Here is a 19559-nt window from a genome sequence, read left to right on the forward strand (position 1 = left end):
GGGGCGCGAGTCTGAGCAGGTGCGCTGTGATGGGCGGGAAGATGTATCGGCCGGCTGGCAGCGAAGACCGAAGAATCAGATTTATCTGTCGTCGTCCGCGAGGCAGGGAGAATGGACATGTACATGCCTACTCGCGGAGCCTCCTGGGGAGCCGCGCTCGCGGGGAGGCCGCCGGACTGCTCCTCGGTACCGCTGCCTGCGGCAGGAATGGCTCGTGGCGGGGTCCCTGACGGCGTCTGCGCCGATGATCGTCTCCTTCCTCCTCCAGCGGATCACTTTGGGAAACCTTGTGCAACGTGTCGCACCCCGCTGACACGGGCCCCCTGGCACCAAGAAATGAGACACCCATGCGTACACAACGGCGTAGGACGCGATACGTGATCCTGGGCTCCGTCGCCGCGGCAGCCCTCGCGCTCACTGGCTGCACTGCCGGTGCGCCCGCATCATCCGATTCCGGTGACGACGTCACCCTGACCTTCCTCGTCTCCGAGTCCCCGAACCTCACTCCCGAGTACTGGGACGCCGCGATCAAGCGCGCGTCCGAGAAGGTGCCGGGAGTCACCATCAAGAAGGTGGTCGGCGAGAATACGCCGGCCTACGCCCAGCAGCTGTTCGCATCGGGCCAGGCGCCGGACATCTTCGCTACCGGCATCGCGAACGGCCTCGCGCAGAAGGGCGAGCTCGCCGAGTACACCCGCGCCGAGCTGGAGGCCGCAGGCATCACCGACTTCACATCCGGCACGATCAACGGCAAGTTCTACGGAATACCCACTGGCGCGCAGGCTATCCCGCTCGTCTACTACAACAAGGACCTGTTCGCGAAGGCCGGCATCAGCGCGCCGCCGAAGACCTACGCCGAGCTGCGTGACGACAGCGCGAAGCTGAAGGCCGCGGGCATCGCGCCGTTCGAGATCGGTGGCGGCGGCAAAGACACCTGGGCGACCGTGTTCGCGCTGAACGCCGCCGTGGCGGCAGACGTGCTGATCGCCGACCCCGCCTGGTTCGTGAAGCGCGAGAAGAACGAGGTGAAGTTCACCGATCCGGCATTCGTCGGCGCCGCCACGAAGGTGGCGAACCTCATGAAGGCCGGCTACGGCGACCCCGACGCGATGACTCGTCCCTATGCGGACCTCGAGCAGGCGTTCCTCGGCGGCAAGGCCGCGATGTACCCGATGGGCTCGTGGTTCACCGCCGCCGCGGACAAGGCGAAGCGCACCGACATCGGCGTGTTCGGCTGGCCGAGCGACGGCGGCAAGGCCGCCATCCCCGTGGTTACCGGCCCGGGCATGAACGTGAATGCCAAGTCGAAGAACGTCGAGCTCGCCAAGAAGTGGTCTCTTGCGTTCGCGACCGACAAGAAGAACCTGGACGAGACGGTGATCACCGACGGCGGGGTCATCTCGGTGAAGGGCTACAAGATCCCGGACGACGTCGGCCCGCTCTACAAGGAGATGGCGGATGGCTACGCCACGGCAGCGGCCGCCAAGGCCACGGTACCGGCCTGGGGCAACATCACCGGCGACGGTGCGCTGCCGCCCGGATTCAACGACCTGATGACCGCGGCCAACGTCGACCTGCTGACGGGCAAGAAGACGCCAAAGCAGTTCGCCCAGCACCTCGACGAGCAGTACGCGGCCGCGCAGAAGTAGTCACGGCTCACAGCGAGACGGGGATGGTGCCGACCATGCACGGCGCCATCGCCGTTCCTGAAGCCAGATCGGGAAGAACATGTCATCCACGCACACGCAGACCAAGCGCCGGCTGATTCCGCGCAGTCCGCTCCATTTCCTCCTCTTCGCCGTGCCCGGTGCCGCGCTCTACGCGACGTTCGTGCTCTGGCCGCTGCTGATGGCGTTCTGGTCGAGCCTGACCAACGAGAGCGCCTACCGGGTCACCACCTCGTTCGTGTGGTTCGACAACTACGCCCGACTGTTCTCCGATCCGGCGTACATGCAGACCCTCCGGAACACGGTGATCCTCACGATCATCAGCGCCATCGTGCCGAACGCAGTCGGGCTCGCCATCGCGGTGCTGCTGGATCGGAGCGGGTGGGCCTTCAACGCGATGCGGGCCGTCTTCTTCATTCCCGTCATCTTGTCCTCGGTCGTCGTCGCGGTCATCTGGCAGCAGTTGCTCAAGAATGACGGCCTGGTGAACTCGGCCCTGCGATCCTTCATTCCGGATCCGCCCGGCTGGCTGTCCGATCCCGCGCTCGCGCTGTACAGCGTGGGCGGCATCGTCGCCTGGCAGGCGGTCGGCATGTGCGTGGTGCTGTATCTCGCGGGGCTGCAAAGCGTCCCCAAGGAACTGCTCGAAGCGGCAGCCATCGACGGCGCGGGCCCGGTGCGCCGCTTCTGGACCATCACCTGGCCGATGCTGGCGCCCTCCGTCACCATCATGACCGTGCTGTCGATGATCGGCGGCTTCAAGATCTACGACCAGGTGAAGGTGATGACGAACGGCGGGCCGGGCGTCGGCACCACGTCGACGCTCTCCTTCGACGTCATACGAACCGGGATCGACTCCGGTGCTATCGCCTACGGCGCCGCGAAGGCGGCAGTGATGTTCCTCATCATCGCGGCGATCTCGCTGCTCTCGATCCGGCTGATGCGCAAGCGAGAGGTGGACCTGTGATCACGGCAGAACCGGTCGCCGTCAACGAAGACCAGGGCCGCGCGCGTCGCAGGCGACGCAAGACCAGTGTCGACATGGGCCGCGCCGGGCTGACCCGCACGCTGGTCGCGCTGGTCGTCACGGTAATCTTCATCTATCCGATCTGCCTGGTGATACTGAACTCGTTCAAGACGCAGGACGCCATCTACCGGTACCCCGGTATCCCCGCCGGGCCGCTGACGTTGCAGAACTTCGTGGACGTGCTCACCCGCTCCGACGGGCTGTTCTGGACCGGCCTGATCAACAGCGTCCAGATCACCGTCACCGCCACCGTGATCTCGACCATCGTCGCCGCGATGATGGCGCACTACATGGTGCGATCGACCAGCTGGTTCGCGAAGGCGCTGTGGGTCGCCATCCCGCTCGGCCTGATGATCCCGCAGGCGACGACGCTGCTGCCGCTACTGCGCATGATGCGGGATCTCGGGCTGATCGGCTCGGTGCTCGGATTGATCACCGTTTACGTCGCCGGGAATCTGCCGTTCGGGGTGCTGGTGTTCACGGGATTCATGCGGACCATCCCGAAGGAGCTCGAGGAGGCGGCGGCCATCGACGGGGCGGGGCCCGTCCGCACGTTCTGGGCGATCGTGTTCCCGCTGCTGCGCCCGGCCGGAGCGAGCGTCATCATCTTCCTGGCGGTCGGCCTGTGGAACGACTTCATCACCCCGCTGATCATCCTGGGCCCGGCCAGCGGCAGCACGGTCACCGTCGGCATTTACCGCCAGATCAGCGAGCACGTGTCGAACTACGGCGCGGTGTTCGCCTTCATGGTGCTCGCCACGATCCCGATCGTGATCCTGTTCATCTTCCTGCAGAAATACTTCGTGAAGGGACTGCTCAGTGGCGCAGCAAAGGGATGACGCCGCCATCGGAAGCATGCGAGACATCCGCCTGGCCGTGGTCGGCGCCGGAATGCGCGGCCATGCCTACGCATCGGGGGCGGCCGGGATCCCCGGCGTCGAGATCGTCGCGGTGGCCGAGCCGAACCCGACCACAGTGGCCCGCTTCACCCGCGAATTCCCCGGCGCGCAGGTCTTCGGCGACTGGCGTGAACTCGCCGCGCAGCCGCGCCTCGCTGACGCCGTGATCGTCACGCTGCCCGATCAGGAGCACCGCGACGCGAGCGTCGCGTTCGCGGAGGCGGGCTACGACACCCTGCTGGAGAAGCCGATCGCCACCAGCCCGGAGGACTGCGACGACATCGAGGCCGCTGCCAGCAGCAACAACGTCAGCGTGACGGTGTGCCACGTGCTGAGATACACCTCGTACACGCAGAAGCTGCGCGAGCTCCTCGACTCCGGAGCCATCGGCGAGATCATGCAGATCGAGCACCTCGAGCCGGTCGGGCATCTGCACTTCGCGCACTCATTCGTGCGGGGCAACTGGCGTCAGTCCGCCACCAGCCACAGCCTGTTGCTGGCGAAGTCGTGCCACGACATCGACTGGCTGCTCTACATCATGGGCCGGCCGGTGCAGCGGGTGACGTCGTTCGGATCGCTCGGGTACTTCCGACCCGAGTCCCGTCCGGCTGGGGCATCCGACCGCTGCATGACATGCCCTGTCGAGTCGTCGTGCGCGTTCTCGGCCGTGCGGTTCTATCGCCGCGGCCTGGACAACCCGGGCTCGGCCGAGGAGTACAACGCGCTCGTCATGGCCGGCGAAGTGACGCCCGAGGCGATCGACCGGGCGCTGGAGACGGGCCCCTGGGGGCGTTGCGCGTACCTCTGCGACAACGACGTGGTCGACCACCAGACCGTCCAGCTCGAGTTCACCGACGGGCGGCTCGCGAGCTTCACGCTCTCCGCGTTCACTGAGGGGACCAACCGCAAGACGCGCCTCTTCGGCACCGCCGGGCAGATCACCGGCGATGGCCGGATGATCAGCGTCTACGATTTCCGCACGCTGCAGACCACGGTCTACGACACCGACGAGCTGGGCTTCGACGCCGCGGCCGGGCACGGCGGCGGCGACCTGCGGCTCATCGAGGCGTTCATCTCGGCACTGCGGACCGCCTCGCCCGAGCAGCTCTCGACGAGCATCGCCCAGAGCATGGCGAGTCATCGGGTGGTGTTCGCCGCCGAGGAGGCCCGGCGCACCGGCACCATCGTGTCGCTGCCCGCCGCCCCCGCACGCCCCTGACCACCTGCGAGACGGGCTGTGAAGATGCCGTTGCCGCCGGATCCCGCGTGGATCCGGCCCTCGGCATCCAGCACGACGCCCTTCCAGCGAACGGCACCCTGTTCGGCCGGGTGGATGTCCTGCCAGGAGTGACCGCCATCCTCGCTGCACCACACGTGCGAAGGCGTGCCCGTCCACCACATCGGCTCGCTCACCACGACGATGCGGTCGTCGGCCACCGCGACGGAGGTGGCGTTCCTGGTCGCGTCCTCGCCCAGGATCCGCGTCCAGCTCTCACCGCGATCGTCGCTGCGCCACAGCCCCTCGCGCACGAACCCGGCATACAGCCGGCCATCGTGCAGCGGATCCGCGAGGACGTGCGAGAGCACCGACAGCCGTGAGCGCGCGAAGGGCAGGCCGGCGTCCGCGCGCACCCAGGATTCGCCGGCATCCTCGCTGCGATACAGCCCCGTCGTCCACTCACCGACGTACAGCAGACCGGGACGGTGCGGGTCGCAGGCCATCAGCTGATTCGTTCCGTTCGCGTTTCGCTTCTGATACACCACGCAGGGCAGCAGCTCGCTTTCGATCCAGTCCTCCTCGACCGGCAACCGGTGCAGCGTGCCGGGGAAGGGACTGGGGATCCGCTGCCAGCTCTCCCCTGCGTCAATGCTGCGATACAGCCCCGCGGAGTCATCCTCGGCGGCGACGTCGCCGTCGACGAAGGCGAAGAACCGGCCGGGCCGATGCGGGTCGGCCGCCAGCGCCTGGACGAAGCGGCGCCCGGCGAACGTGCGGACGATCGTGTGGCTGCGCCCGCCGTCGGTCGTGCGCAGGATGAAGGCGTCGCGGTGGAACGGCCGCTTGCTGCCCGAGCCCCACAGCACCAGATCCGGATCGTGCGGCGAAACCGCCAGCGCCGACGTCGGCGCCGGGCTCGCCGCGAACGGCCGGTATGTCAGACCGCCGTCATCCGAAACCGCCGACGTGTGATCACACAGCGTCGCGTACACCCGCCCGCCGACGCGGTCGGAGACGACGCTCTCGACGCACAGCGTCTCGGTCCCCTGGAAGCCTTCGCCGGTGAAGTTCTCACCCCCGTCGTCACTGCGCGAGACGCCGAAATACCCGGTCATGTAGAACCTGTCCGGGAAGTCCGGTTGGAAGACGACGTCGCTGATCCCTCCGCCGATCGATCGCGGATGATCGATGTAGGACGGATAGCGGTGCAGATGCTCCCTGCCATGGTGCTCGCGCAGCACATGCCAGCCGATCCCCTCGTCGGTCGACTCGTACAACGGTACGTCGCGTGCGCCGTCGTGCGGGGCGGTGAGGAACCTTCCGGGGCGATGCGGATCCGCCCGGACGAAGCTGTGCGACTTTCCCGCCTCCAGCCCCTGAGCCTCCGTGAGCGTCGCGCCGCCGTCGTGCGACCAGTGCACCCCGTCGCCGGCGGAGAGCACCAGTCCGCCCGGGCGGCCGGGGATCGCGTCGATTCCGGTCACCGACCAGCCCGGGCGCCGGTGCATCAGCTCCCAGCTGCGCCCGCCGTCCCTCGACCGGTACAGCGAGCCGTCGTCTCCGCGTGGCATGTCGCCGTGCTCCAGCACCAGGTCGGCGATCGGCGCGTCCCGCAGCGCCCAGAGCCCGTCCAGGCAGCTGTCGCCGACCGTGCCGAGGTAGACCAGCCCGGGCACCTGGGGATGGTGCCGGATCGTCGCGATCCGCTCCCCGTGCAAGGCGACGCGCTGCCAGCTCAGCCCTGCGTCGTCGCTGCTCCAGACACCCGCCCGGTACCCGCCGACCAGCACTCGCCCCGGCTGATGCGGATCGAAGGAGCAGATCTCGCCGAACATCCTGGTCGGGCCGTTTCCGTAGAAATCGACGTCGCGGCTGACCTCGGTCCAGCTCCTGCCATGGTCGGTGCTCCGGTGGATGCTGCCGTAGGTTCTCCCACCCCGTGCGTCGCCGGAGCATCGCAGCACCAGGCCGGGCTGATCCGGGGAGGGCACCAGGGCAGCCACCATGTGCGTATGCACTTCGGCGAGCCCGGCGTTTCGCGGCTCCCAGCGCACGCCGCCGTCCGTGGAGACGAACGCTCCGGCGACGTCGCAGCGGGCGTACAGGCGGCGCGGATCGAAGGGGTCGAGGGCGAGCCCTGTGATATAGCCGCCCCCGCCGAAGACGCTCTGCTGCCAGTGCCATTCCATTCCGCCCACGATCCCTTCACAGCTCCCCGCTTGTATCGCCCGAGCGCCGAACACCACGGTATCCAGCGGGCGCAGGGGGCCAAAGCTCTGACGGCGCTCCTGAGCCGCGAAAGATTTTCGGGGCTCAGGAGCGCGGCACGGTGCTGCCCCGGATCACCAACGTGCCCCGCACCGTGTGGGTCCACCCCGCACGCTCGTCCGTGAGCAGCGATATCGCGGCGCGCGCGATCTCGTCCAGCGGCTGGCTGATGGTCGTGAGCGGCGGCCTCAGCCACGCGGCCTCCGGGCGGCCGTCGAAGCCGACGACGCCGACGTCCTGGCCGGGCCTGAGGCCCAGCTCCTGCAGCGCGGCGAAGACGCCGACCGCGATCATGTCCGTCCCCGCGACGATCGCGGTCGGCGGCTCGTCGAGGGCCCACAGCCCCAGCGTCTCAGCCCGGCTGCAGTCCTCGGAGAACACCTCCATGGTGCGCACGAGCGCCGGATCCACGACGATGCCCCGCTCCCGGAGCGCATCCCGGTAGCCCTCAACCCGGTCCTCGTCGTACAGCCGACCCCGGCTCCCGACGATCAGCGCGATCCTTTCCCGGCCGAGGTCGATCAGGTGCTCCGTGGCCACGCGCGTACCGGCCCGGTAGTCGATGCCGACCGTGCGCACACCGTCGGGGACGGCCTCTCCGTGACCGACCAGCACATACGGCACCTGCGCCGTCTCGAGCAGCGCGCGCTGCCGAGGGGCGAGGTCCGCGAACACGAAGATCATGCCGCGGGAACCGCGCGCGAGGATCCGCCGGAGCACCTCGCCGGGGACGGTCGTCGCTCCGACCGGCGCCGGCACGATGCCGAGCCCGGCCTCGCGGGCGGCGGCCTCGAACGCGGAGAGCACCTGCGACGCCCAAGGGTCGTCCATCCCGATCATCAGCACATCGACGAGGTTGCTGCGGGCCAGCCACGGCTGTTCCCGGTCGCGGCGCGGGTAACCGTGGTGGTCGAGCAGCTGCTCCACCCTGCGCCTGGTCTGCGCCGACACGTCGGGCCGGTGGTTGAGGACCTTCGAGACGGTGGCGATCGACACACCGGCCTGCTGCGCGATCGCCGACAGCGTGGGGCGATAGGGCGTCGCCGCGCGTGGATCCCGATCCGTCATGCCCGTCCTCCCACCGCGAATATCGCGCGCTCTGGTCCTCCCCTGCCGTCCACAGCTCGTCCGGTCCCGCCGGGGAGCTCGACTGCCGGCACGGATCCTTCAGGTCCTCGCAGACCGTCAGAACGTGATCCGCGCTCATCAGCACAGATCAGATACATCGAGCATATTGCCTGGAAGTTTCGATGTTTAATCATAGTTATTTCCTTGCTCCGTTGGAATGAATCTGATCTACTGGGGCGGGGATCTCCCGTCAAGCACCGCGTCTACCTCTCGGAGACTCCTGTTATCTCCCCTCCTCCCCCTCTCGGTGACGAGTAAGGACGCCAACGATGAAGAGACAGAGAGCCCTCCGGCGCACCGCAGCGGGAGTGCTTGCCGCAGCGGCTGTGATCATCGCAGGGTGCCTGACGCCTGCGACGCCCGCACGGGCCGAACAGACCGGCGGCACAGCCCCCTATCTCAACCAGTGGCTGGTTTCCGGTCCGTTCACGGATCCCGTCGTGGGCGACGACCCGAGCGCCGTCACCCCGAAGCCGGACGGGGCGGTACAGGCGCCCTCCGGCACGGAGAAGTCCACCTGGCAGTACTTCGACGACCGGATCTTCAACCGGAACTACGACGACTACAACGACCTGATGGGCTACTTCGATGTGAAGCAGGGGCGGCCCACCACCGACAAGTGGGTCCTCGCCGCAACGTACGTCCACAGCCCGGCCGACAGGACGGTGCAGTGGCAGGTCGGCGGATCGGGCGTCTACCGCCTCTTCGCGAACGATGCGTCCGTCGGATCGCAGACCTCGGTCCCCGGCCGGCTGAGCAAGACCGGAAACCGCTACGCCGTGTCGCTCAAGGCCGGATGGAACAAGCTGATCATCGAGATCCAGCACAAGAACCCCAGCTCGAACAAGAACTACCTCGGCTTCTACTCCCGCCTCTCCGACACGAGCGGCAACGAGGTGCCGGACCTCACCTACTCCGTGTCCGGCGGCACCGATCACGACCTGAAGATCGTCACGCGTGGCCTCGACATCGACAAGAAGGCGTTCGAGACCCGGAACGCGAACGTCCCCGCCAACGACTACCCCAGCAACGCCCTCCCCTACGCATACGACGAGAACCCATATGTCGGCATGGTGGCCACCATCGACGGAAAACGGAACAACTCCGCCATCGCGCCGCAGGCGTCCGCGTTCACTTTCCAGGCCTCCGGAGGCGCGCCCAAGTACACCTGGAGGCTTGCCGAGGGCGAGCTCCCTCCGGGATTGAAGCTCACCGCGGACGGGCGCATCGAGGGAACCGTCGCCGACGGCGCTCACGGCAACCGCACCAAGGACTACGCCTTCACCGTCGAGGCCACCGACGCCGACGGTGCGTCAGCAACCCGGCAGTACACCATCACGGTCAGGAAGAACCCCGTCGACTGGTTCATCGACGGCAAGATGTCCGCCCTGTCGCACACGACCGGCACCATGCCGAACCTGTACGACCCGAACTACAACTACGACGAGTGGGCCCGGACCGCGAAAGAGATGGGGATGACGACGCTCTCCACGGAGAGCCTCCAGAACACGATCTACTACTGGCCTTCCCCGAACGCGAACCTGACCCCCGACAACAGCAACAAGCTGTTCAAGTACGGCGCTCTCTATCAGGCTGCGGACGGCAGCTGGAAGGTGCGCGACCGCGTCCAGCAGGCGAAGGAGGCCGCGGAGCGCTACGGCCTGAAGTTCGGCGTCTACCTTTCGTCCGCGTACGAGGGGCGCGAGACCCCGGAGAGCGATATTCAGAACCTGGTCGCGCGGTATAACCCGTGGTACGTGTTCGTTGACGGCAACCCTCAGTCGTACGCGAACACCGACGTCGCATGGAGCTCGGCGCGCAACTACAACGACCGCGTGCTGATCGACGCCAACCCCAACCCGCAGACCGGTGACCAGGACATCACGCTGTACGAGCGCCCGTTCTGGAACAGCGAGCCGTACAACGACGGCGGCTGGGCCGCCGGCGTCCTCCCGCAGGGCCGCAAGGTCGCCCACGAGGAGTGGAACGATCCGTACACGACCGCGCTCGACATCTGGACGCAGTACGCGAAGGGCAATGAGCGGGACGCCTGGAGCGAGGCGGCCAAGGAACTCATCAACCAGTACGGCCACGGCTACGTGATGAACTACGACTTGTCGATCACGGTCACCCGCGGCATGGACAACCTGAGCAGCAACCTCGACAACGACAACATCTTCTCGATGGTGCCGATCTCGTCTCAGCAGCTGTCCGACATGCGGCAGGGCATCGTCTCGTGGATGACGAACAAGGGCGGCCCTGATCTGCACGAGTCCCTGTACGGCACGACGCCGTACACCCTGGACTACACGCGCAAGCCGGGATGGTACGACGATCCGCAGAAGGCGATCGCACACGGACAGGGTCCCGACTGGGGTTACGCAATGTCTCGCGACCAGTTCGTGTACCTGCACATGATCAAGAACCAGATCGCCGGGACGGCCAAGTCCGGCTTCACCGGTCAGGCCCGGATGAGCGGCATCGGCCCGTTCACGGCCCCGGTCGACAAGATCGAATGGCTGAACGAGGGCAAGTCCCTTCCGTTCACGTCGACGAAGGCCGGCGATGCCTACTACGTCGACATCGACACGTCGATGGTCAAGACGGATCCGATCGACACCGTGATCAAGGTGACGACGAAGAGCAAGGCGCGCAGCTATTCGCTCAGCAGCGTCAAGGCGTTCAGCAGCCAGAAGGATCCGCGCTACCTGCAGCTGCGAGCCGAGGCGTACATGAACGGCTTCGCCAACGTGCTCGCGCCGGCGGAGATCACCTACAGCAGCGACAACGAGTCGGTCGCGTCCCCCAGCGGGGAGAGCGGGAAGATCTGGGCGAAGCAGGACGGCACCGCGACGATCACCGTCAGGGCGACGTACAAGGACGGCGTGCACGATCCTCAGGTCAGGACCGACACCTACCCGGTGGTCGTCCGGGGCGGGGCGATCTCGCCGGACCTCCCGCTGAGCGGCGTATCGATGAGCACCGGCGGCGCCGGGTTCTGGAAGGAACTGCAGGCGCGTCAGCAGGTTCCCGTAACCTTCGAAGGGTTCACCGAGAAGGGCGGATCCGTCGACGTGCTGAATCCGTCGAACGTCACCTACCATTACGCAACCGTCGACGGCCGCCGCAACATCCCGACCGGCAAGATCGACATCAAGGAGGTCTCGGCCGACAAGGTGCCGTTCGCGGTCAAGGACGGCGTCCTGCAGGTGACCGGCACGGTCGACCGCTCGACGATGTACGGCTACTGGGCCGAGGTCACCGTGAACGGCAAGACCTTCACCACCAGCCGCAACTTCGTCAGCGTGCTCCCCGACGCCAACGCCGCCAAGGGCATCGTGCCCGAGGTGTCCGTCGATCAGGATCACGCCAAGGCGCTCTCCGACGGCACCATCAACGACGCATCCGGCGCCAACGCATCGAAATGGACGATCCCGGCCGGGCAGGACGGCAGCATCACGTACGACCTGAAGTCGCTGCAGGACCTCACCCGGGTGAACGTGTTCTTCAACCATCGGATGCCGAACGCGGACAACGTCACGTACACCAACGTGCCGAAGCAGGTGAAGATCGAGTACAGCAAGGACGGGCAGGACTGGACCGCGGGAACGCAGACCAGCGAGCTGTCCGGCGGCGGCCTGCCGACATCGAGGAACACCAAGGCCGTGCCGAAGAACGACACCACGCTGTATGGCTGGGAGCAGGACGGACTGTATTACAACTACCCCGTCGACCCCGCGCACGCCAGCGTGCAAGCGCGCTACGTTCGGGTCTCGTTCCCCGGCGGCGGCCAGGACGGCAAGCCCGTGGACATCCTCGAAGTTCAGGTGCACTCGCTGCGCGACCTCACCCAGCTGAGCGGCATCACGCTCGACGGCTCGGTCGGCGCGGACGGAACATCCGCTAGCGTCGGCGTGCGCGGCGAGTCCTTCCTGGGCGAGGGGCTGGATCTCTCACCCCGCGAGCTCGCCTTCCGAAGCGAGAACCCCGCCGTCGCGACGATCGACGCACGAGGAGCGAACGCGGCTGCAGGGCCAGGGCGCACCAGAATCATGGTGGACGCCGTCCGCAATGGATACCGGGCCAGCGCCTTCTTGTACGTGGACGTGGACTCGGAGGGGCGCATCTCCTTCCCGACGTTCCTCAGATCGGCGGCCTTGAAGCTGAGCGCCGGCGAGATCCGCGTCGGGGCTCCGATCGTCGCCACGCTCGAGGGAGTCATGGACAGCGGCGCGAAGGCCAACCTGTCGAAGGCCGAGGTCTCATACGCCTTCAGCGATAGCAGGCTGAAGCAGGTTCCCGGAAGCGACGTGATCGTGCTGAGCGAACCGATCAACGGCTCGTTCACGGCGACCGTGGATGCAACGGTGACGCTGGATGGAGTGACCGTCCGCACCGGAACGCAGACGATCAAGGCCGTCGGCAACAACCTGGCGAGTCTTGCCGCTGTGACGACCTCGTCCGTGCGCGATCGGTCCGGCAATCCGGACGGGAACAATCCGGACCCGCGGTACATGGGCACGAAGGCGACAGACGACGATCGAACGACCGCGTGGGCTGCCAAGAAGGTGGATGTGATGCCCTGGATCACATTGACGTTCCCCCGTCCCATCCAGATCGACAGGGTGAATCTCGTCGACCGCGGTGCGCTCGTCGATCACGCCGGGGAGGGCCTGCTCGAATGGGAGGGCGGCAGCCGGATGGTGACCGACATCAAGTGGGAGGGCCAACCGGACAATGTCGTGAAGTTCGACCCTCCGATCACCACGTCCTGGATCAAGTTCACCATCGACCCGAACAAGACGTACGACAACGTCACGCCCGGCGGCGAGAGCGGATTGGCCGAGTTCCAGGTGTACGGACCGCAGACTGAGCGCGCCGTCGTCGGCACGGCCTCCGTCGCGGTCGACACGACTGTCGGACAGCTCCCGTCCTTGCCTGCAGAGGTGAACGCCGTCTACACCGACGGCGCCACCGACACCGTCTCCGTCAGCTGGGACCCGGTGTCAGCCGCGGACGTCGCCAAGGAGGGCTGGTTCGTTGCGACCGGCACCATCGGTGGCACGTCCGTGAAGGCGAAGGCCATCGTGACGGTTCGCCTTTAGTGGAACGCCGGCTTGTGCCCGGTGTGGCCCCCGCGGGCGGCGCCGGGCACAAGCCGTGTCCAGTTCGCACTCGGAACTGGTTGGATGGAGGCACAGCCTCGCAGCTGGAATCGCCGTTCGGACTACCGCGCGCAAGCCGACCTGACCGTGCCGGTCCACACCCCAGAGGGCACCCACGGGGGAGCGGACCCCAAACTCGTACTTCGCGAACCAGACAACCTTTGTCGGCGGCCCGATGCACGGAAACACAACGTTGTAGTCCCGCATCACAGATGGGATGAACATGAGAAAGGGGAATCATGACATGTATGGGGAGAGGAAGCGAGGGACGTTGGCACCCCGATGGATGACCCGCGTCGGTGCCTCGCTGTTCGCGATCGCAGCGCTCTCGACGAGTTCGCCCACTGGTTCAGCACCAACCGCGACAGCGTGACGAACCTGATCAAGTCGTCCGTCCGGTAGGGCCGCTCTGCCAACTCCGACCGGAGTGTGCGGTGAGCACGAGGGCACCCCAGACTTTGTCCACTTCATCCACCGCACCGGCGTGGACTACATCTCCTGCTCGCCGTACCGGATCCCGGCGGCCGGCCTCGAGGTGGGCCGCGCCGCCCTGACCACGACGCCCGACGCGCCCGAAAGCAGGTGACCACCGTGCTCAAACTGATCGGCGTCGGCCTCGACGGCTCACGCGAGCGCGTCGCGCGGCCGACTGGTACATGACGCACCTCTCCACCCACCCAGGAGTAGCAGTGAGCGCGACTCGCCCCGCCGTCCAGCTGACCGTCACCGACTCCGGCTTCTTGCGCGCCGGCCGGCCCCACCAGATCATCTCCGCCGCCATTCACTACTTCCGCGTTCACCCCGACTTGTGGGACGACCGTCTGCGCAGGTTGCGCGCCATGGGCGTGAATACCGTAGAGACCTACATCGCGTGGAACCTCCACGAGCCAGTCCCTGGGCAGCACGACTTCACAGGCCCGGCCGATGTCGCCCGCTTCATCACCACCGCCGGCGGCCTCGGGCTGGACGTGATCGTCCGGCCGGGCCCCTACATCTGTGCGGAATGGGAGTTCGGCGGCCTGCCCGCCTGGCTGCTCGCGGATCCCGACCTGCGACTGCGCTGTACCGACGAGCGCTACCTCACCGCTGTGGACGCCTGGTTCGATGTGCTGCTGCCCGTCCTCGTCCCACTGCTGTCCAGTAACGGCGGTCCCGTGGTGGCCATGCAGGTCGAGAACGAATACGGAAGCCATGGCACCGACACCGCATATCTGCAGCACCTTCGGGACGGCCTGGTCCGCCGCGGCGCCGACTGCCTGCTGTTCACCGCCGACGGCGCCACCGACCCCTGCCAGCGCGGCGGGCACATCCCCGGCACCCTGGCCACGGCAACTTTCGGCTCCCGCCCTGAGAATTCCCTGGCCGTGCTGCGCCGCCACCAGCCGACCGGCCCGCTGGTGAGCATGGAGTACTGGCACGGCTGGTTCGACCACTGGGGCGAGCACCACCACGTCCGTGACGCACAGGAAGCTGCCGACGACCTGGACTGGATGCTCGCCCAAGGAGCCTCGGTCAACATCTACATGGGCCACGGCGGCACCAACTTCGGCTGGTGGAACGGAGCCAACCACGACGGAGCCACCTACCAGCCCACCTGCACCAGCTACGACTACGACGCACCCGTCGGCGAAGCAGGAGAACTGACCGAGAAGTTCCACGCCTTCCGCAACGTGATCGCACGGCACTTCGGCCCGATCAGGCACGAGCCGCCAGCCCTGCCCGCCAGGCTCACCCCCCGAGTGCTGAAGCCGAGCGGAACGGCCTCGCTGCGAGAATCCCTGGACTGCCTGTCCGAGCCGCTCCAGCGGGTGGCACCCGAACCCATGGAGGCCCTGGGCCAGGCCTACGGGCTGATCCACTACCGCACCCGGGTGCGTGGCTCCTTCCCGGACGCGACGCTCCGCATCTCCGGCCTCGCCGACCGCGCGCAGGTCTTCCTGGACGGTGCACCGCTCGGAGTCCTTGAGCGCGACCGTCCGATGGACGGGCTGCCGCTCAGCATCGGCGCCGCCGGCGCCGAACTGGAGGTGCTGGTGGAGAACATGGGGCGGATCAACTACGGACCCTGGCTGGAGGACCGCAAGGGAATCAGTGGCGGAGTGCGCCTGGACACCCAGTACCAGTTCGGCTGGGAGATCCGTCCGCTGCCCCTCAGGGACCTGACGAAGCTTCAGTTCGATCGGCTCGCGACCGATGGCCCCGCGTTCCACCTCACGGAGGTGGATCTCCCAACCCCTGCCGACGGCTTCATCGCCCTGCCCGGCTGGACCAAGGGCATGGTGTGGCTGAACGGGTTCGCGCTCGGCAGATACTGGGACCGCGGTCCCCAGCGCACCCTCTACGCGCCAGCACCCGTGTGGCGCACCGGGCGCAACGAGATCGTAGTCCTGGAACTGCACCAGACCGGGGAGACCGTCGAGATCCGCGACCGCCCCGATCTGGGCCTCACGGGCTGAAGGGCCCGCGGGCCCGACGTGACGTCCCGGCTGGTCAAGGCCACTCAACCGGGCCCCGCCCAGCCTGTCACATCACAGGCTTACGGGATCTTTCGGACATGCTCTCCGCAATCCCGTAGTGGCGATGCATCGAATAGTCACTGATGGACGAAGGGTCCTCGACAGTGAGCAGACGATATAAGGAGATCGCAGGCAGGCGGCGTTGGTGCTGCGCTGGTTCCGCGAGCGCGGCTGCGTGCACTGTCCGGCCCGCGACGCCGGCATCTTTCAGGCCACCGGCTACCGCTACCTGCACGAGGGCATCGACGTCCTCGCCGATCAGGCCCCGGACCTGCACGAGGTCCTGGCCCGATGTCGGCAGGAAAACATGACGCACGTGGTCCTGGACGGCACGTTGATCGAGTCGGGCCGCCTTGCGGGCGTCCGCGTCCGGGCCCTCGGAGAACGCACCGCCGCCGAGCTCAAGCAAAGATGGCGCACCCTGCGACACATCACGCTCAGCCCCAGCAGGACCGGCGGCATCGCGCGAGCAGCCCTCGTCCTCAACGGAATCTGGAAGTGATCACCGCTGAGAAAACCTGACTCAGCCGACGTGACAGCGCCCAAATGACGCCTGCTCACCCACCTGGGCGACCCCAACGATCAACGAAAACGTCGAAAGTCGAGATGCTCATGAACATTTCAGAGTCCTCCGCATACGTCGAAGACCGGTCGCCCGGCAGCGGGCGGCTCCGTCCGCGGGCGGCGTTTACCTCCGACGCCCCGGTGATCCCGCTCGACGGCGCCTGGCGGTTCCGGCTCGCCACAGGCTTGGACGACCTGACCGAGGGCCTGCCCGAGGCGGGTTTCGATGACGCCGCGTGGGAACTGCTGGAGGTCCCGTCGTGCTGGCAGATGGCCGGGATTCCCGGCAAGCCGGGCTACGGTGCCCCGGCTTACACGAATACCCAGTATCCCTTTCCGGTTGATCCGCCCCGAGTTCCCGAGCAGAACCCGACCGGGGAGTACCGTCGGGCCTTCGACGTGCCGGACGGATTCCCGATCGAGGACACGGTGCTCCGGTTCGAGGGCGTCGACTCCTGTTTCGCCGTGTGGCTCAACGGGATCCGGCTCGGTGACGGCAAGGGGAGCCGGCTCCCTACCGAATTCGACATCTCGTCCGCGCTGTGCCCGGGGCGCAACGTGCTGGCGGTGCGCGTGCACCAGTGGTCCTCCGGCAGCTATCTGGAAGACCAGGACATGTGGTGGCTGTCGGGGATCTTCCGGTCGGTATCGGTGATCGCCCGCGGGATCGAGGACTTCTTCGTCCGCGCCGACTTCGACCACCGGACCGGCCGTGGCACGCTGTCGGTCCGGACCACGCCCTCGGCCCGGTTGTCCATACCCGAACTCGGGTTGATCGACGCCGATCCCGCCGGACCGTACACCTTCGAGGGCGTCACCGCGTGGTCGGACGAAGAGCCCAAGCTCTACGAGGGCAGTCTGACCACCGGCGGCGAGCGAGTGGGCCTGCGGATCGGCTTCCGCACCGTCGCGGTGGTCGACGGGGTGCTGACTGCCAATGGCCGACCGCTGACCTTCCGGGGCGTCAACCGGCACGAATGGCACCCGCTGACCGGACGGACCCTCACCGAGGAGACCATGCTGGCCGACGTGCTGCTGATGAAGCAGCACAACGTCAACGCGGTCCGAACCAGCCACTACCCGCCGGACACCCGGTTCCTGGACCTCTGCGACACCCACGGCCTGTGGGTCCTCGACGAATGCGACCTGGAGACCCACGGTTTCGCGTACGCGAACTGGCGCGGCAATCCCAGCGACGACCCCGCGTGGCTGCCCGCCTATCTCGATCGTGCCGAGCGCATGGTGCAGCGGGACAAGAACCACCCCTGTGTGGTCGCCTGGTCGCTGGGCAACGAGGCCGGTACGGGGCAGAACCTGGCTGCCATGGCCGCCCTGATCCGCGAACACGACGACTCCCGGCCGATCCACTACACCGGCAACAACGAGAGCGGTTCCTACGTCGACATCTACGGCTTGATGTACCCCGGTATCGACGAAGTCGAGGCGATCGGCCGGGGCCGCGAGCAGCGCACCACCGACCCGGCCGAAGACGAGCACCGTCGCGGTCTGCCGTTCATAGCGTGCGAGTACGCCCACGCGATGGGCAATGGCCCAGGCCTTCTAGCCGAGTACCAGGCCGTGTTCGAGTCGCATCCGAGGCTGGCCGGCGGCTTCGTCTGGGAGTGGATCGACCACGGCATCGCGCAGGTCGCCGAAGACGGCTCACCGTTCTACGCCTACGGCGGCGATTTCGGTGAGGAGATCCACGACGGTAACTTCGTGGCCGACGGACTGGTCTTCCCCGACCGGACGCCCTCGCCGGGGCTCGTCGAGTACAAGAAGGTGATCGAACCGGTCCGGATCGTCATCGACGCCTCAACACGGCGGATTGGCATCCGCAGCCTCCACCACAGCCGTGACACGGGATACCTGCGTTTCTCCTGGACCGTCGAAGACGACGGCAAGCCGGTTGGATCCGGCGAGTTGTCCGTACCGCCCGTCGCACCGGGAAACGAGACGCTGGTGCCCTGGCCCGACGACCTGGCCGCGGCGGTCGACGCCGCGGCCAAGGAGGCTTCCGGCTGCGAGGTGTGGCTTACCCTCAGGGCCGCTCTCGCCGAGGACGCGAGCTGGGTCGACGCCGGTCACGAGATCGGCTGGGGGCAGGGCTTGCTGAGGCCGAGCACGCCGCCGACGGACTTCACCCTGGCCGCCGCTCTCGTCCGCGAGGACGCCATCACGCTCGGCGTCGCCCGGTTCGACCGCCGAACCGGCGCGCTGACGCGGCTCGGCGCTCTGGATCTCGAGGGGCCGCGGCTGGACGTCTGGCGTGCCCCGACCGACAACGACGAACTCGGCCTGGCGGCGGAGGCCGCCGCATGGCGCGCGGCCGGCCTGGACCGCATGCATCACCGAACCCTGACCGTCGAGCCCGGCCCGTCGGGCCTGGTGGTCAGCGCTCGCCTGGCCGCCTCGGGTTCCTGCTCCGGGCTGGGCATCGTCTACCGCTGGACGACGCGGCAAGCCGGGGCGGGCGCCGACGCGACCGGCCTGCGCCTCCAGGTCACGGTCACCCCCGAAGGCGACTGGCCGGTTCCGCTGCCGCGCCTGGGAGTGTCGATGTCCTTGCTCGGCACCGACGCCGACGTCGAATGGTTCGGACGCGGCCCGGGCGAGGCCTATCGGGACTCGCAGGCGGCCGGCCGCGTCGGCCGTTTCCGGTCCACCGTCGTGGCGCTGCAGACCCCGTACGTCCGGCCACAGGAGAACGGCAACCGGCGCGAGGTCCGCCACGCACGGATCACCACGTCGCACGGCCCCAGCCTGCTGATCTCCGGGCTCCCGGTCATCGACCTGACCGCACGGCCGTGGGGCACAGCGGCGCTCGCCGCCGCGGATCACCACAACCAGCTGCGTCCGGACGGCCGGATCCGTCTCCATCTGGACAGCGAACACCACGGCCTGGGTACCGCCTCGTGCGGCCCGCCGCAGTCACCGCAGCACGTCCTGGTCGCCGCCCCCGCGACCTTCGCCGTGGAATTCGCCGTGGACTGACAGGCAGTGACGACCTCGGCTACACCCTCGTCGGGACGGTCCACATCGCACCGTCCCGGATGTCCGTGGCCTCTGCGGACAGCCAGGAAACCGGCACGCTGGCTGCAGCCAG

General features: G+C 67.5%; 9 protein-coding genes and 2 pseudogenes. 9 read left to right on the forward strand and 2 right to left on the reverse strand.

The window, feature by feature from the left end; translation table 11 throughout:
- Positions 1 to 347: 347 nt before the first annotated feature.
- The 4 genes from OH735_RS37365 to OH735_RS37380 all read left to right on the forward strand — a co-directional run bounded on the left by OH735_RS37365 (position 348) and on the right by OH735_RS37380 (position 4812).
- A complete protein-coding gene (locus OH735_RS37365; RefSeq protein WP_406386210.1) occupies positions 348 to 1649 on the forward strand; it encodes an ABC transporter substrate-binding protein in 1302 nt (433 codons plus the stop codon).
- Between the two features lie 79 nt (positions 1650 to 1728).
- A complete protein-coding gene (locus OH735_RS37370; RefSeq protein WP_406386211.1) occupies positions 1729 to 2634 on the forward strand; it encodes a carbohydrate ABC transporter permease in 906 nt (301 codons plus the stop codon).
- Positions 2631 to 3533, forward strand: a complete 903-nt coding sequence (locus OH735_RS37375; RefSeq protein ID WP_406386213.1) for a carbohydrate ABC transporter permease — start codon at positions 2631 to 2633, stop codon at positions 3531 to 3533. The genes OH735_RS37370 and OH735_RS37375 overlap by 4 nt, the downstream gene beginning before the upstream one ends.
- Positions 3534 to 3549: 16 nt before the next feature.
- On the forward strand, positions 3550 to 4812 hold the full coding sequence (locus OH735_RS37380; RefSeq protein ID WP_406386214.1) for a Gfo/Idh/MocA family protein: 1263 nt from the start codon (positions 3550 to 3552) through the stop codon (positions 4810 to 4812).
- Here the strand turns inward: OH735_RS37380 and OH735_RS37385 are convergent.
- Positions 4731 to 7001 (reverse strand): WD40/YVTN/BNR-like repeat-containing protein, encoded by a 2271-nt coding sequence (locus tag OH735_RS37385; protein WP_406386216.1) that lies wholly within the window; start codon positions 6999 to 7001, stop codon positions 4731 to 4733. The two genes, OH735_RS37380 and OH735_RS37385, sit on opposite strands and share 82 nt — an antisense overlap.
- Positions 7002 to 7125: 124 nt before the next feature.
- Positions 7126 to 8148, reverse strand: coding sequence for a LacI family DNA-binding transcriptional regulator (locus OH735_RS37390; protein WP_406386218.1), 1023 nt, complete (start codon positions 8146 to 8148; stop codon positions 7126 to 7128).
- 329 nt (positions 8149 to 8477) lie between these two features.
- Here OH735_RS37390 and OH735_RS37395 point away from each other — a divergent pair, with 329 nt between their 5' ends.
- The 5 genes and pseudogenes from OH735_RS37395 to OH735_RS37415 all read left to right on the forward strand — a co-directional run bounded on the left by OH735_RS37395 (position 8478) and on the right by OH735_RS37415 (position 19447).
- On the forward strand, positions 8478 to 13313 hold the full coding sequence (locus OH735_RS37395) for an Ig-like domain-containing protein (RefSeq protein WP_406386220.1): 4836 nt from the start codon (positions 8478 to 8480) through the stop codon (positions 13311 to 13313).
- A 457-nt stretch (positions 13314 to 13770) separates the two neighbouring features.
- Positions 13771 to 13959: pseudogene (locus OH735_RS37400) on the forward strand (putative PEP-binding protein); the annotation flags it as partial.
- A 103-nt stretch (positions 13960 to 14062) separates the two neighbouring features.
- Positions 14063 to 15829: a glycoside hydrolase family 35 protein gene (locus OH735_RS37405; RefSeq protein WP_406386222.1), complete on the forward strand. Its 1767-nt coding sequence runs from the start codon at positions 14063 to 14065 to the stop codon at positions 15827 to 15829.
- Between the two features lie 187 nt (positions 15830 to 16016).
- Positions 16017 to 16241, forward strand: a pseudogene (locus tag OH735_RS37410) (IS5/IS1182 family transposase); the annotation flags it as partial.
- Between the two features lie 260 nt (positions 16242 to 16501).
- Entirely contained in the window at positions 16502 to 19447 is a 2946-nt protein-coding gene (locus tag OH735_RS37415) for a glycoside hydrolase family 2 TIM barrel-domain containing protein (protein WP_406386223.1), read from the forward strand.
- Positions 19448 to 19559 lie beyond the last annotated feature (112 nt).

The sequence above is a fragment of the Streptomyces sp. NBC_01618 genome (assembly GCF_045209435.1).
Classification (GTDB): Bacteria; Actinomycetota; Actinomycetes; order Streptomycetales; family Streptomycetaceae; genus Streptomyces.

Excerpts from the sequence above, each read along its gene's own strand:
- OH735_RS37365 (WP_406386210.1), top strand. The coding sequence starts at position 348 with ATGCGTACACAACGGCGTAGGACGCGATACGTGATCCTGGGCTCCGTC.
- OH735_RS37370 (WP_406386211.1), top strand. The coding sequence starts at position 1,729 with ATGTCATCCACGCACACGCAGACCAAGCGCCGGCTGATTCCGCGCAGT.
- OH735_RS37380 (WP_406386214.1), top strand. The coding sequence starts at position 3,550 with ATGCGAGACATCCGCCTGGCCGTGGTCGGCGCCGGAATGCGCGGCCAT.
- OH735_RS37385 (WP_406386216.1), bottom strand. The coding sequence starts at position 7,001 with ATGGAATGGCACTGGCAGCAGAGCGTCTTCGGCGGGGGCGGCTATATC.
- OH735_RS37390 (WP_406386218.1), bottom strand. The coding sequence starts at position 8,148 with ATGACGGATCGGGATCCACGCGCGGCGACGCCCTATCGCCCCACGCTG.
- OH735_RS37395 (WP_406386220.1), top strand. The coding sequence starts at position 8,478 with ATGAAGAGACAGAGAGCCCTCCGGCGCACCGCAGCGGGAGTGCTTGCC.
- OH735_RS37415 (WP_406386223.1), top strand. The coding sequence starts at position 16,502 with ATGAACATTTCAGAGTCCTCCGCATACGTCGAAGACCGGTCGCCCGGC.